Annotated in this window: 15 protein-coding genes; 8 read left to right on the forward strand and 7 right to left on the reverse strand. The window is 40.5% G+C overall.

The window, feature by feature from the left end:
* Positions 1–28 precede the first annotated feature (28 nt).
* Genes NZ848_RS03335 through NZ848_RS03345 form a run of 3 tightly spaced genes read right to left on the reverse strand, consistent with a single transcriptional unit; the run spans position 29 to position 1,666 of the window.
* Entirely contained in the window at positions 29–640 is a 612-nt protein-coding gene (locus tag NZ848_RS03335; RefSeq protein ID WP_253533870.1) for a hypothetical protein, read from the reverse strand.
* Complete coding sequence (locus tag NZ848_RS03340) at positions 637–981, reverse strand: diacylglycerol kinase family protein (RefSeq protein ID WP_259014348.1); 345 nt, start codon at positions 979–981, stop codon at positions 637–639. The genes NZ848_RS03335 and NZ848_RS03340 overlap by 4 nt, the downstream gene beginning before the upstream one ends.
* On the reverse strand, positions 971–1,666 hold the full coding sequence (locus NZ848_RS03345; RefSeq protein ID WP_259014349.1) for a DUF1361 domain-containing protein: 696 nt from the start codon (positions 1,664–1,666) through the stop codon (positions 971–973). Before NZ848_RS03345 ends, NZ848_RS03340 begins: the two co-directional genes overlap by 11 nt.
* A 261-nt stretch (positions 1,667–1,927) precedes the next feature.
* Here NZ848_RS03345 and uvrC point away from each other — a divergent pair, with 261 nt between their 5' ends.
* Positions 1,928–3,742, forward strand: a complete 1,815-nt coding sequence (uvrC, locus tag NZ848_RS03350) for an excinuclease ABC subunit UvrC (RefSeq protein ID WP_259014350.1) — start codon at positions 1,928–1,930, stop codon at positions 3,740–3,742.
* Positions 3,743–3,744: 2 nt separating this feature from the next.
* Here uvrC and NZ848_RS03355 read toward each other — a convergent pair whose 3' ends face one another.
* Complete coding sequence (locus NZ848_RS03355; protein WP_253533874.1) at positions 3,745–4,623, reverse strand: serine hydrolase; 879 nt, start codon at positions 4,621–4,623, stop codon at positions 3,745–3,747.
* A 187-nt stretch (positions 4,624–4,810) separates the two neighbouring features.
* Here NZ848_RS03355 and NZ848_RS03360 point away from each other — a divergent pair, with 187 nt between their 5' ends.
* On the forward strand, positions 4,811–4,948 hold the full coding sequence (locus tag NZ848_RS03360; RefSeq protein WP_259014351.1) for a hypothetical protein: 138 nt from the start codon (positions 4,811–4,813) through the stop codon (positions 4,946–4,948).
* Between the two features lie 61 nt (positions 4,949–5,009).
* Here the strand turns inward: NZ848_RS03360 and NZ848_RS03365 are convergent, their stop codons facing one another.
* Entirely contained in the window at positions 5,010–6,659 is a 1,650-nt protein-coding gene (locus NZ848_RS03365) for a lamin tail domain-containing protein (RefSeq protein ID WP_259014352.1), read from the reverse strand.
* Positions 6,660–6,753: 94 nt separating this feature from the next.
* On the reverse strand, positions 6,754–7,134 hold the full coding sequence (locus NZ848_RS03370) for a hypothetical protein (protein WP_259014353.1): 381 nt from the start codon (positions 7,132–7,134) through the stop codon (positions 6,754–6,756).
* Between the two features lie 181 nt (positions 7,135–7,315).
* On the opposite strand from NZ848_RS03370, the gene NZ848_RS03375 reads away from it, so the two are divergent.
* From NZ848_RS03375 to NZ848_RS03385, 3 genes are all read left to right on the forward strand, one after another.
* Positions 7,316–7,963 carry an MgtC/SapB family protein gene (locus tag NZ848_RS03375; RefSeq protein WP_259014354.1) on the forward strand — a complete coding sequence of 216 codons (648 nt, stop codon included), beginning with the start codon at positions 7,316–7,318 and terminating at the stop codon, positions 7,961–7,963.
* A 50-nt stretch (positions 7,964–8,013) separates the two neighbouring features.
* Positions 8,014–8,439, forward strand: coding sequence for a hypothetical protein (locus NZ848_RS03380; protein WP_259014355.1), 426 nt, complete (start codon positions 8,014–8,016; stop codon positions 8,437–8,439).
* Positions 8,440–8,502: 63 nt separating this feature from the next.
* Positions 8,503–8,685 (forward strand): hypothetical protein, encoded by a 183-nt coding sequence (locus NZ848_RS03385; RefSeq protein ID WP_101725422.1) that lies wholly within the window; start codon positions 8,503–8,505, stop codon positions 8,683–8,685.
* 464 nt (positions 8,686–9,149) lie between these two features.
* Here NZ848_RS03385 and NZ848_RS03390 read toward each other — a convergent pair whose 3' ends face one another.
* A complete protein-coding gene (locus NZ848_RS03390) occupies positions 9,150–13,244 on the reverse strand; it encodes a hybrid sensor histidine kinase/response regulator (RefSeq protein WP_259014356.1) in 4,095 nt (1,364 codons plus the stop codon).
* A gap of 322 nt (positions 13,245–13,566) precedes the next feature.
* Here NZ848_RS03390 and NZ848_RS03395 point away from each other — a divergent pair, with 322 nt between their 5' ends.
* The 3 genes from NZ848_RS03395 (at position 13,567) to NZ848_RS03405 (ending at position 14,886) form a co-directional block, all read left to right on the forward strand.
* Positions 13,567–14,010: a GNAT family N-acetyltransferase gene (locus NZ848_RS03395; RefSeq protein ID WP_253533881.1), complete on the forward strand. Its 444-nt coding sequence runs from the start codon at positions 13,567–13,569 to the stop codon at positions 14,008–14,010.
* 121 nt (positions 14,011–14,131) lie between these two features.
* Positions 14,132–14,575, forward strand: coding sequence for a hypothetical protein (locus NZ848_RS03400; protein ID WP_259014357.1), 444 nt, complete (start codon positions 14,132–14,134; stop codon positions 14,573–14,575).
* Positions 14,576–14,586: 11 nt separating this feature from the next.
* Positions 14,587–14,886, forward strand: a complete 300-nt coding sequence (locus NZ848_RS03405) for a DUF3817 domain-containing protein (RefSeq protein WP_253533883.1) — start codon at positions 14,587–14,589, stop codon at positions 14,884–14,886.
* Positions 14,887–14,898 lie beyond the last annotated feature (12 nt).

Genomic DNA, 14,898 nt, shown 5'->3' on the forward strand with positions numbered 1-14,898 from the left:
AGGCGCTTTTAGCTACCTGGCGCCAAAACTATTTTCTATCATATCTGAAATACACCACTAATCCATAAATAATGTGCAACCCACCAAACCCAATTGCCCAGAACAGCAAATTCCATTTTGCCAAAAACAAAGCCACAATACCCAGCACAATCTCACTTATGCCCAGATAAAAAGTATCATGAACAGTATATTTACTGGCATTTACCAGCGCAATGCCATAAAAAACAAGTGTAGTTGGAAAACAAAGCCAGAAAAATCCGTGATACAGCAACCCCAAGCCGAAGATACCTCCGGCAAATAACGGAATAAGCATGCTTGTCAGCAAGCGTTTTGAAGTAGATGTCCAGACATCCAACCCTTTTTTACGGGCTTTTCTTACAGTAAAAAACACTCCTGTTACCAGTGCAGACACCAACACAAGGGCTGCGTCAAGCAGCAGTGCCGGAACAATCTCATGCCTGACGGCCGGGTCAAACAACTGATATAAACCATCAACATGAATTTTCTGGTGTGCATACCAGGCACCTATTAAAGCACAGATACCGGCTGAAATACCGGAAAACCCGCTTAAGGAAAGAAACTTAGACGAACGTTCCATCAGAGAGCGTATTTCCTTCAGTTGTTCTAGGTGCTCGTTCATAGATTAGCTAAAATTTTAGGCAAAAATATAATAATTCCGATAATTGCAGCACAAACCGAAATGATTAAAACTGCGGCTGCTGATAAATCCTTTATTTTACCGATTAAAGGATGGTAACCTTCCGAAACAAAATCGCATAGTTTTTCTAACGCGGTATTAAAGGCTTCGGCCATCCATACCAGTCCGATTGATATAATGGTAGCTGACCATTCGGCAAAACTTAGTTTTAAGAGTATGCCACTTAAAACAACCGCAACCGTTGCCAGCAGATGAAACCGGGCGTTGTTTTCCTGAAGCAGCACTTTTACACCCTTAAAAGCATATTTAAAACTATGCAACATTTTTGGAACGTTCATAAGAGGCAGGCATCAACAGAATTAATGAAACATATAGCACCATAACCACCAGCGAGAAAACCATTGTGGTTTGTATAGCCAGCGGATTTTGAAGCTCATGGATTGATTTTCTGAACAAAAAAGCAGGGTTGGTGAACAAATCCCAGCTATTGAAACGGATATACCGGCCCAGGTATAAGCCAAAACCAGACAGCACCACACTCGAGAAAACTATCGCCCAGGCCCATATTCTGCCTGTTAGCTTTTCAATAATTTCGTGCGCCACCAGCAGAGAGTAAAGTCCGGTTGCTAAACCTGCCAGCGCTACAATGAAAAAACTAACGGAATCAAACCACAATAGGTGCAGCTGCGACTCTGTTAGGTGAATCAGATCCGTAATTATATAAGGCGAATTTGGAAAAAATAACAGCCAGAAACCCAGGCAGCTGTAAACTATAGTCTGGCTGAAACGAAATGAGGCATGTGGCAAAGACTGATACCTGCGGGCAACCAGAATAAAAAATAATGGAACCCAGGCTAAAAACAGATTCCAGAGTAAGTAGATGCCCCTCAGATGATGCGTCTTTATTACACCAGCCAGTAATAATACAGAACTGAGCAATGTCAGTAGTATCAGACTTAAAGTCGGTCGACTGATATTAAACGCTATTGTAATTTTTTTAGATGTCATAAGGATAAAAAAGAACTTTGTATTGCAAAGTAAATTTGAAATATGATTCTTTCCAAATTATGTGGCAATTTTTTTGTTTCAATTTAAAAAATTGATTCAGGCGGGTCCTTAAATGCACAAAAGCCGGGGTTCTGCTCAGTATGCTGTCTTAATCCGGAATAAATGTTATAAATTAGAAACTTTTATAAAGCCTGATTGGGTAAGTGTTGAACAGATTAAGATTGGGTAGTGTTATTGGTTATCAGAGAGAACATTTTTTTTATGTCGGAGATTAGTTTTGATTATAAATCAGAGTTGGTTAAGGTACCCGAAGAACCGGGGGTGTATCGTTATTTTGACGACAACGGCGAGGTTATTTACGTAGGTAAGGCCAAAAATCTTAAAAACAGAGTAACCAGTTATTTTGCAAATTTTAACAGGCACGACCGCAAAACCCGCAGATTGGTAGTAAGCATAAGAAAGCTGGAATTTACTATTGTGCCTACAGAGTTTGACGCACTCCTGCTTGAAAATACACTCATAAAGCAATATCAGCCGAGATACAATATTTTGTTGAGAGACGACAAGATGTATCCTTACGTTTGTGTTACCAATGAGCGTTTCCCAAGGGTAATTACGACACGTCGCATGGAAGACAGGTCGCGCGGGAAACTCTATGGCCCGTTTGTGAACTCAAAAGCTATGCACGCCCTGCTTGAGATGTTCAGCCAGCTATATACCATCAGAACCTGTAACCTTAACCTTTCGCAAGACAACATAGATGCCAAAAAGTTTAAAGTGTGCCTTGAGTATCATATCGGTAATTGTAAAGGCCCTTGTGAAAACCTGCAAACCGAGGCTGACTACCTGAAAGAGATTGAACAGGTGCATCATATTTTGAAGGGGAATCTGGCGCCTGCCAGGCAGTACTTTGAACAGCGCATGCAGGAGGCCGCGCGTAAGCTGGCATTTGAAGAAGCGCACCAGCTAAAACTGAAACTCGATTTTCTTCAGAGTTACCAAAGCAAGGCAACCGTTGTTAATCCGTCTATTAAAGACGTAGATGTGTTCAGTATTACTTCTGACGAAACCACCGCCTACATCAATTATCTGAAAGTGGTAAATGGTACCATTATTCTTACCCAGACACTTGATGTAAAGAAAAAACTGGAAGAGACTGATGAAGAAATACTGGTTATGTTTATTGTTGAGCTGCGCCAGCAATATGAAAGCACCACAAAAGAGATTATTACCAACATACCGGTAAGTATTGATATGAAGGCAGATATTGCGGTACCTCAGATTGGTGATAAACGCAAGCTGCTGGATATGTCGTTAAAAAACGTGGTGTATTTCAGAAAAGAGAAAGCTGAAAGAGAAGCCATTGCAGCCAGTGGCGCTACCAATAAGCGAGACCGAGTGCTGGTAAAACTGAAACAGGATTTACAGTTAAAGAACCTGCCACGCCATATAGAGTGTTTCGACAACTCAAATATACAGGGTACCAACCCGGTTTCGGCAATGGTTTGTTTTATAAACGGACAACCCGCCCCCAAAGAATACAGGCATTATATACCCAAAACAGTAGAAGGCCCGAATGACTTTGCCACTATGAAAGAGGTGGTAACACGGCGGTATACAAGGTTATTGGAAGAAAAAACGGATTTGCCTGATTTGATTATTATTGACGGAGGAAAAGGACAATTGTCTGCTGCCTGCGAAGCCCTGAAAGAATTGAGCCTGTATGGCGAGATTCCGATTATCGGGATTGCCAAGCGACTGGAAGAAATTTATTTTCCGGAAGATACGCTTCCGCTTTATATTGACAAGAAGTCTGAGTCGCTGAAACTCATTCAGCGCTGTCGGGACGAAGCTCACCGTTTTGGTATTACCCATCACCGCGACCGACGTAGTCAGAGCTTCCTGATTAGTAGTTTAGAAAGTGCTCCGGGTATTGGAAAACTTACGGCCACCAAGGTGCTGAAACAGTTCAAGACCATATCAAACATCAAGAGCGCCCCAGACGAAGAGCTGATAAAACTGATTGGCAAAGACAAAACCCACCGCATCAGGGAGTTTCTGGCTAAAGAAAGCTGAATCTAGTGTTGAAGACTGTCATATATCATTCCAGATACATCGGCCAGCGCTTCAACACCTTTTTTAGCATCCGTTAGTTTTCTTGATAGTATAACCAGTACGTATTTACGTCCGTCTGGCAAATATATAATTCCGGAGTCATTTTGTACCCCTGTAATAGAACCAGTTTTGTGGGCTACTTTTACAGTGGCGGGTAATCTGGCAGGTATAATCTCGTTGAATTTCTGGTCGAGTAGTATTTTTATCATGGCCTCAGAGTCTTTCCTGCTTACTACCTCTCCCTGTGCCAGTTTCTCAAAAATAAGCATCAGGTCATAAGCAGTTACGGTATTGTTCATTCCTGATTGAAAGGCTTTGCTGTCTTCTACCCCGCGTAGCACCTGTATATCATTAGCCCCAAGCGTACGCATGGTCGCATTGGCATTTTTAGCCCCCACCAAATCAATGAGAATATTGGTAGCCAGGTTACTGCTTACAATAATCATCTGGTAGGTGAGGTCGTAGATAGTCATTTGCTGCCCTGTTTTCTTGTACATTTCATCGGCGCTGTCGTCACTTAAATCCAGTTTAAACGGGCTGCCATCTACAATACTGTTAAATTCATTTTTAACCAGAATAGAGTCTGTCAACTTAAATTTTCCGGCTTTGGCCTGCTTAAATACTTCAATCATAACCGGGGTTTTCATGGTACTTGCTGCATGAAAACTCTCTTTCTCGTTTATGAACACTGTTTGCCCGGTTTGCAGGTCTTTAAATGCCAAAGCAAATTCTCCCTCAACCGGGTTTAGTCTTGCCAGAATAGCGTTTTTCAATTGCTCTGATTGTGCAGCAGACTGCATAGCAAAAGCAAGGAATAGCGTAACGAAACAGAAGTTTTTCATAAAGGGTAAATCAAATTGTCAACAGATAAGGCCATACCTGCAATTTAAGAGAAAAATGCTGAATAGATAAAGACTCAGATGTGGAATGGTGTGTTTTTTGTAGAATACACTCCACAAAACTGCTTCAAATCTGTTAAAACCCGCTTTGGCAAATGTTTTTTATTTTAATACATAAACATTTAAAGCCATGATAGTTGTATTATTTATAGTTACACAATTTATAGCCATGGGGTGTGTGTCTGCCTATGGATTGCATCTGGAAAGAGAAGAGCAGAAACTTTACCGAGAGAGTATGATGTCTAACAGAAAGCAAAAAAAACCGTGACAGTTTTATCAGACTCCCACAGCATAAACATAAGAATGGTGGTTTTATTGCACTCGCCAACTCAATATTTGGCTCCCAATACCACTTTTGCTTTAAACTCCAGTTTATCGCCATTCGTGTTAAAAAGTTCGGCCAGAATAATATAATATCCTACTGGCGCAAGCTCATTATTGTAACTTTTTCCGTCCCAGACAATCTGGTCATTTACCCCCAGAATCTGGTTTTGTGCCAGTTGTTTCAGCATTCGTCCGTTTGCATCAAATACATATAAGTTGGCTACAAACCCGGTTTGAGTAAGCTGAAATTTTAACTGAGCAACATCATCAGAGCCGTCTCCGTCAGGGGTGAAAATCTCAGGTTCAATCATAAATGTATTGCTTTCAGCAGCGCTTTTATATTGAGAATTGGCATAACCGGGCGTGGCGTAGCCATCAGAGGCCGCTGCCGAATGCCAGTTAGATGGCAACGAGGAAGGTAGGTTATAATCTGACTTCTCAAGCGATACGCCCGCTTTATTGTCAATCAGCCCATGATGCATTGTTTCTGAGTAATCGAACCGGTCGAGTACTTTTCTGAATTGATTCAGCAAAATAACCGTGCCTTTTTCATTAGCAAATGCGGGCAGGCTTTCCATCTCCAGTATATGGCTTGCTACTGTTTTGTAATATTGACTGCTAATTACACTTGCATTGCGGGTTAAAACCAAAAACTGACCCGGCATCAAAACATAATGTGTTAAACTGATAGGCTTTATATTGGCCACCGTGCCTGTATTGTCTGCATTGGCCAAAGCCCAGTCTTTCAGACTAATAAATTTGTTGCTCCTGTTATAGATTTCAACAAAGTCTTCGCCTCCACTACCGGGGTTAAACAGTATTTCATTCAACACCACATCGCCAGAGTCAGCCTCACTTACAATGCCTACCTGCAAAGATGCCTCTTTCAGTACATTACCAGAACAGTCTGCAATATTTCTGGCAGTAAGCGTATAACTTGTTTTAGTTTGCAAACCAGACTGAAAAGTTAGTGTTACTGAAGTATTTGCCGGGCTTTCAGTGGCAATACTCTTTATTTGAACGGATTTATCTACCGTGTAGGCTAATTGACTAACCGCAGAAAGGCTATCCAGTTTTTCATTGAAAACGAGCTTTATCTGCTGGTTGTTGAGATATTCATAGCGCTGCAAAACAGGGGGCGTTAAATCAGGGCGGGAAGCCTTAACTGAATTTTCTTTGCCCGGTGTTCCTTGCAAAATGGCTTCGCTTGAAACCCAGTTTCCAGTTTCTACGCAGGCAAATTCTGTATCAATCATCTCTAGTGAGAATCCCTGTGTTTTACCTGTAGAATACCATTTGCTGGTATAAGTAACAGAAAAAACTGTTGTGTTACTGTTGGTTTTTAGTGTTAAGGTAGTTCCTGTATTCAGTAATGAAAAGCTACTCAGGCCTACGGTTCTTCCGATAGCCTGAAATTCCGAGACATTGTTTCGGTGCGTAACAATTACATATTCTTTGGGTTGGATGATAAAATCAGGGAAACTGACAGTACTGTTGTTATAGCCTAATACAAACTGGTTGAGGTTAAGCGCTTTGCCTGAGCGGTTATAAAGTTCAAGATACTCTTTTTCAGGCAGACCCTTAGCAGGGGAAGGGTCTGCCATTATTTCACTAATAATCAATTCATTGGTCTGCTGAGCCAATGTGGTGTTCATGAAAAGTAAAAGAAAGCAAATGGTGCAAATCAGTATAGATCTGCACCCGGGCTTGGCGCATGTCATGTCACAGCGTAAATAATCTATATTTAAATTATTTAGATTCTTCTTTAGGTTTAGCAGGAGCTACGGCTTTTGGTTTGGCTGCTGCTGCTTCGGGCACGGCTACTTTCGGAACAACCGGAGCCGGCGCAACTGAAGCTTTAGGGGCATTCGCTTTTGCGGTTGCAGGTACTGGCTTTTTGTCTTTTTTCTTCTCTTTTTTTACTTTTACCACGGCATTTTTAGCAGCCTTTTTCTCTTCTTTCTTTTTCTCTTTTTCTGCCTCTTTATTTACTTTAGCAATTTTTTTCGCTAGTTTTTTTGCAGTCTTATCAATGGCTTTTTTGATTTTTTTGCTGGCAGAATCTCCGCTGATAATATTGGCAAGCGCAGTTGAGATTTCAGAAACCTTCTGTTTAAGATCAGTTTTCATAATAATTTTATGAGATTGTTTAATTAATTTACAAATACAACCAAAGCAATCAAAAAAAACAAAAAAAATGTGTTAAGTTTTGCGGCAAACACTAAAATATTACTTTTGAGCCTGTATTTGTTGAAGTTTTATGTGTTAATTATGATTGTGATTTGTTTTTTGAAAAACTACTTTTGTTTTTATGGATTTAGAATTTGTAACCGAAGATATCTTTAAACTTTTGATTTCGGCAGGTACGGGCGCGATTATTGGTTTTGAAAGGGAATATCATAGTAAATCGGCCGGGTTAAGAACCATGATTCTTATTTGCGTTGGCTCTACACTTTTTACCCTGGTGTCTATCAAATTGGGTTCAGACCCATCCCGCATTGCAGCCAATATTGTAACCGGCATTGGGTTTGTGGGGGGAGGAATTATATTCAGAGATAACTCAAGCGGGCGCATTACGGGCATTACTACTGCTGCTACGGCCTGGGTTACGGCAGCATTGGGCCTGTGCGTAGGCGTAGGCAAAGACCTGTACGAAACAGGCTTTTTTGCCATGTTGCTTGTTATTTTTACTTTATATGTATTGGTGCCTTTGCAGGTGAGAATTAAACGAAGGAACCTGATACGTACCTACAGAATTGTTTGCAAGTACACCAACGGAACGCTCAGGCATTACGAGCATTTATTTGAAAAGTTTAATCTGGAGGCAGAAAGAAACATGCAGACCAAAACTAATGACCGTATCAGCGGTACCTGGACGGTCAGGGGGTCAGAGAAAAACCATGAGCAGATAATTAAAAGCTTATTGAATGACCCCGATATTATGGAATTTGATTTTTAGATTCCAACCTTTTTTAGCTAAAGGGTATCGAAACGAAAAACTGTATAACTATGAAAACCTTGTTAATACACATTCTCAGCATTTTGTTTGTCAAATCATGCGAGACTACCATACCTGACCCACAATTGAATGAAATAGACGGTAGATGGAAACTGGTAAAGATTGGAGTAGGTTTTCCGGCGCCGGGCAGCCCATCTGAAAAAGTGCCGGAATATGAAGAAGTTCTTGAATTTAACGCATCAAAACAGTTTTTTACCCGTACTAAAGATGGCAAAGTGGTAGAGAGGTCAACCGTGAGTATGCGTGTTGACGAAAACGCAAGTATCAAACGCGATATGATAGTTTTTGAAAACACTAAAACGTATTCTTACCTGTGGTTTACCGAAACACCCAGATACCTGGTTTTGTACCAGAGCGCTCCGGTAGGAGCCAGGCTGGCCGACGGCAATCTGTTTTTTTATGAGAAAATAAAGTAATATTTTCAATTATGATTCTTATGTCATAAATTGCAGCCGGAAATTAACGTATCAAGATAAATTATGGCAAAATCATCTGCTCCTCAACCGCTTCCAAGCTGGTTTATGTTAGTGCTTTTTATACTAATTATGACTATCCTTTGGGTTTTTGGCGATTTGTTTGTCTTTATACTTGGGCTGTTGGTTGTGGGCATTACGTTTGCTAATGGTTATAACCGCTCTCATGCCGACGAAGGACATCACTGATACAAGGGCGGTTCATCCGCCTTTTTTTATGTCTTTTAGTTAATACGTTCTCAATCAGATTGGGCGAATGCGTAAATACATTATTTTGTTTGAAGCGCTATTTTAAAATACCAATCTGCATCTTCATTCATTCATTTATATAAGACCTCACAGGTACTTATCAAACAACGCTTCAGCTTGTTTATCTGTACGGGCAAAAAAACTGAAGTTGCTTATATCTAGGCATAAAAAGAAGGCAAATATCCCAAGTTGATGTATCATGGAATATCAGAATATAACCAAGGAGGGCATTAATACTTGTTCAACAGGTATGCAGATGTTTACTTTTAAATCAGAGGGCACTCAAATGCTTTGAATCCCCGACTCTTCACGACTGAGGCTTCCTAGAATAATCACCATTACGATAACTGGTACATCAAAAGCAAATCGCAGTAGGATGTTCAACCTTAACAGAGTTATTCATGTTACTGTCTGGTTAAAATCAGTTTCCCCCACTTTTCAAGCACCGATACCAAAAATTCAAGATTAATAGGTTTACTTATGTAGTCGTCCATGCCGGCTTTGATGCATTCTTCGCGGCTTTCCTGAAGGGCGTTGGCTGTCATGGCAATTATAACGGGTTGATGAACGGATTGCTCTCTTATGCGTCTGGTAGCGGTTAATCCATCCATACCCGGCATTTGCACATCCATCAGAATCAGGTCAAAGTGTTTGTTGGCTATGGCTTCGAGCGCTTCAATGCCGTTTTCTGCAAGGTCGGCTTCATAGCCCAGTTTACTCAGAATTTTTAAGGCAAGTTTCTGGTTCATGATGTAGTCTTCAGTCACCAGAATATTCATCGGATATTTTGTGGCAAAATCTGCCGACAACTTTTGTGAAGGTGCACCCTGTGTTTTTTCATTACCGGCAGGAAAATCCTTAGACAAAATCTGATTATATATATTCCGGCAAAGCACATGAATTTTGGCGGGTTTTATCATAACCGAGCAAAATAAATCAGGATACTCTTTATAGAATGTGTCTGAAATAGAGCTCAGTAACATGATTGGTATTTTGGGCGCTTTCTGTTTTATCTGAAGGGCAAGCTGTATGCCATCTGTATCTGGCATTTGCATATCAGTAATAACAATATCGAAATTATCATGGCCATTTATCAGGCTTAAGGCTTCATGGGCAGAAGAAGCAAGAGTAGGAAGCATGTGCCAATACTCAAGCTGTGCCTTTAAAATGTTTAGGTTGGTCTGGTTATCGTCTACAATTAAAATCCTTTTACCTTTCAGTATATCCAGGTTAAGGGGCAAGGTTGATATCTTCACTGTGCTTATTTCGGCTTTAATAGTAAAGGTAAATTGGGTGCCTTTGTCTATTTCGCTTTGCACTTGAATGGTGCCACCCATCAGGTTTATCAGTTTTTCGCTAATGGCCAGGCCAAGGCCGGTACCGCCATATTTTCTGGTAGTTGATGAGTCAACCTGCGAAAAGGCCTTAAATAGTCGGTCAACTTTGTCGGCAGGAATACCAATGCCGGTGTCTTTGATCTGAAAGCCCAGCTCAACATGACTGTTCTGTTTATGAATCAGATACACTCGTAAAAATATTTCTCCCTGATGCGTAAACTTAATGGCGTTGCCAATAATATTAAGCAGTATCTGCCTTAGCCTCAGATTATCACCAATTAATTGTGTGGGCACATCCAGGTCAATCTGGTACAGTAAATCAACATTAGATTTGGCAACCCGCTCGGCAAATATGTCAAGCACTTCTTCAATGCTGTGCCTTAAATCAAAGTCTTTGCATTCAAGCTCCATATTGCCGGACTCAATCTTTGAGAAATCAAGGATGTCATTTATAACCGTTAACAGGCCATCGCCACAAATCTGAATTGTATCGGTATAGTTTCTTTGTTCTTCGTTCAGCTCTGTTTCATCCAGCAAAGATGCCATGCCAATAATGCCATTGAGAGGGGTTCTTATTTCATGGCTCATAGTGGCCAGAAAAGTACTTTTAGCAAGGTTGGCTTTTTCAGCTTCCTGTCTGGCTTTCAGTTCTTTTTCTGTTAATTTTTTCAGTTCGGCAGTTCTCATTTCTACCTGTTCTTCCAGAAAGGCATTCTGTTTCTGAATGTGGTTAACCCTGTATTTATAACTTATGTATGCCACACCCGCAATAATCAGGGCAAGTAATCCCCTGAACCACCAGGTTTCCCAGAAGGGGGGGAGGACCCTGATAATGATAGAAGTACCTTCTTCATTCCAGATGCCGTCGTTATTAGAGGCTTTTACTCTGAAAGTATAAGTGCCGGCGTCAAGATTGGTATAAGTGGCCAGTCGTCTGTTTCCGATGTAATTCCAGTTCTTGTCGAATCCCTCCAGTTTATAAGCATACTGGTTTTGCTCAGGTAAGATATAGTTTAAGGCAGAGAACTCAAAAGTAATTACCGATTGCTCATAGCTAAGTACAATTTTTTTGGCTTCGCTAATGGATTGTTTCAAAGGAGAACCGCTTTCCTTGCTTATGGGTACCGATTTGTTGAAAATCAGGAAATTGGTTATATGAACAGGCGGAATAAATGGGTTGTCTTTCAGGCTATCCGGGTAAAAAGTGTTAAGCCCATCGGGGCCGCCAAAGAACATTTCGCCGTCGGCAGTCTGATAGGCCGAGCGCAGCTTAAACTCGTTGCCCTGCAGGCCATCTGATATTCCATAATGCCTGCGGGTTTTTGTGGCAGGATTAAACTTGGTGATTCCTCGGTTGGTACTAATCCATAAAACGCCATTTTTTTCTTTTAAGATGGCATTGACTGAGCCATTAGACAGCCCGTCTTTTTCTCGGTATGTTTTAAATCTGCCTGTTTTTTTATCAAATAGGCTAAGTCCGTCTACGGTCCCAATCCAGATATGGTCTTTATCGGCCTCAACTATTGTATTTATATTGTTATTAGCTACGGTGGTTGTATCGGTGTTTTTGTGGGTATAATGCGTAAATGTTTTTGTTTTTAAATTAAATGCATCAAGCCCGTTTTCAGTACCCACCCATAATGTACCCGTGTTGTCTTCATATAATGCTTTTACGTACTCGCTGGCAACGGTATTCCGGTTTTTGGGGTCATGCTTATAATTGGTGAAAGTGTCTTTTTTGGGGTCATAGTAACTAAACCCCCCGGCAAGTGTACCAAGCCAGATACCCCCGTCTTTGGCTTTAATCATGCTGAAGACGCTTTCTGATGACAGGCTACCAGGGTTTTTAGGGTCTGGCATGTGGTGTTTAAATTTACCGGTTTTTTTATCCAGAATATCCAGGCCGCCCACGTACAAGCCAATGGCAAGCTGATTCTGATTTAACTCTAAAACAGATACAACGTGGTCGGAGTTAATACTGGCGGGGTTGCCGGGCTGTTTTCTGTAAGTAGTAAATGTTTCATTTTCTTTGTTAAAATAACTTAGTCCGCCACCGTCGGTTCCCAGCCAAACATTACCCTTATTGTCGCCGGTAATGGCAAGCACACTATTTTGTTGTAGCCCTTTTTTGGCCGTACCTTGTCGGTAAAGCTTAAATTTTCTGTCAAATTTTGGAGAAAAATTAACTCCCCCTGAAAAAGTCCCTACCCAGATGTTCCCCTGGTCGTCGGTGTACATACAGTAAACCGAGTTATTACTAATGGTTTTAGGGTCATCGGGCTGGTAGGTAAAGGTTTCAAATTCTTTTGTACGAATATCCCAGATACTTATTCCCCGGTTTTCAGTACCAATCCAGATATTCCCTTTTTCGTCTTCCATAAAAGACATGATGTCGTTATGGGCAATGCCTTTCGGGTTTTTGGCATTATATTTAAAGTGTTCAAACGTTCGATATGTCAGGTTATACCGGGTAACACCATTCCCCAGTGTACCTATCCATAAGTTATTTTTTGAGTCTTTAAAAATAGTTCTGACATGGTTGCCCGCAATGCTGTTAATCTGCTTGGGGTCGTTAAAGAAATGCTCAAATCTGTGGGTTTCAGGGTTAAACCTGTCCAGTCCGTTACGAGTAGCCAGCCATAGCCAGCCATCCTTGTCTTCTTCGATTTTGTATATCAGGTCATCTGTCAGGCTGTTTTTATTGGCGGGGTCATGTTTAAATTGTTTGTAGGTGCCGTCTGTAGCATTAATAAGAAATAGCCCGTCAGCGGTGCCGAGCCAGATTCTTTTTTTGCTGTCCTGAAAAATATCTTTTGAATTTACTCGTGTATTCTGATTGAAGAAATGTGAAAAATTCTCTTTTTTGCGGTTGAATCTATCAAGACCTGCCGAGGTGGCTACCCAGATTGTTCCTTGGTGGTCTTCCAGGAGGTCAAAGAGATAATTATCATTGAGGCTGAGGCTGTCTTCAGACGAATGCTTGTAAACGATGAAGCGGTAGCCGTCATATTTGTTCAGACCTTCGTCTGTGGCAAACCACATGAAACCCTTTTTATCTTTTAGTATTGCGCTGATATGACCCTGCGACAAGCCCTCATCAGTAGATATATGCTTAAATGATGGTTTACGAATTTGCCCGGTACCAGTTAAAGATTTTATCACAAGGAAGCAGCAAAACCACAAGAAATTACATTTCATAAATTATTAATTAGAACTTAATCTGTTGCTTCTAGGGTACAGCAAAGTCGGGAGATATATCAGGGAAACAAAACAAGGTAGAAAATTAAGAAATAAAAAAATATATTGTATTTTTTATAGAATAAAATAAACGAAATAATGCGATTTGAAGTAAGCGGCTACGTTTTGCCAAATTTTTGATTGCATAACCCATTGGCAGATTATTAAAATTTGTGAGGAGTTATAGCATTCAGAAAATTAAACAGTTTGCCTGTTATACCAATAAAAAATAAACCCGGATATTGTTATGGAATTGGTGCCTATAAGAGAGTACATGTATGAAAATGAAGAATTTAAAATAGATGACGAATGCACAGAAATTGTTGAAATGAGCGTTGAGTTTTATGAGAAAGTTGGGTACCACCCACCCTGGATATGCTATTTTGTTATGGAAGACGGAAATATAATAGGGAGCGCCGCCATTAAAGGCAAGCCAATTAATGGCACAATTGAAATTGCTTATGGTACCATGGATGGGTACCGGAACAGGGGGGTAGGAACCGAAATTTGCAGATTACTGGTTGAGTTGTCAACAAGAACAGATGCATCTGTGAAAATTACAGCCAGAACTTTACCGGAAAATAAATTCTCCTGCCGGGTACTTGAACGCAATAACTTTTTGTGTATTGATGTAGCGAATGACCCTGAAGACGGAGATGTGCTTGAATGGATGCACCGCGACTCACTGTAAATGGCATACGCGCTAATATTTAGAGTTGTTAAAATGATTGAAAAATCCTTTTTTTAGTGTGGGTTATCCTAACAGAGCAGGATGAGGCATGGCTAATTTTGTGCTTCATTAAAATCTTTTTATGTATACCTACACTGTATTTTTTCATTCTTTTTTCCGCTGGTTGGTTTTAATCAGTCTTCTAATGGCTATTGGCAGCAGTATTCATGGGCTTATAACGGCACGCACCTATAGTAAAACAGATAAGCTTTTACGCATTGCGGTTAATACTATTTGCCATACACAGTTAATAATCGGATTAGTGCTTTACTTTGCGCTTAGCCCAATAACTGGTTTTTTTATAAAAAATGGTGCTGGCGGCAATGGCGAAATCCGTTTCTTTGGTATGTATCATCTGGCATTGATGATTACTTCAATAGTAGTAGCAACTATAGGCAGTGCGTTGTCAAAGAGAGCGGTTTCAGACAGCCAGAAGTTTAAAACCATTGCCATTTGGTTTTCATTTGCCTTGATTCTTATTCTGTCGGCTATTCCGTGGTTCAGGCCACTGTTCAGAAACCTTTAAATTGATTACTAATGTTTAAATTTTTTAAAACATCTTTGGGCAGGTTAAGAGTACTGGCATTTATTGAAGGGGTGTCTTTTCTAGTGATATTGTTTATCACCATGCCTTTGAAATACCTATTACAAAATCCTGAACCCAACCGGGTCTTTGGCATGGCGCATGGCGTTTTGTTTATACTATATGTACTTGCGGTTGTTCAGATAAAAATAGAACAAAACTGGAGCCTCAGTAAAATGGGGCTTGCTTTGCTGGCTTCTGTTATTCCATTTGGTACTTTCTGGGCCGATAAAAAACTATTTCAGAATAATTAAAAACAATTAAAC

Source organism: Emticicia fluvialis, from assembly GCF_024793945.1.
In the GTDB taxonomy this organism is placed as follows: domain Bacteria; phylum Bacteroidota; class Bacteroidia; order Cytophagales; family Spirosomataceae; genus Emticicia; species Emticicia fluvialis.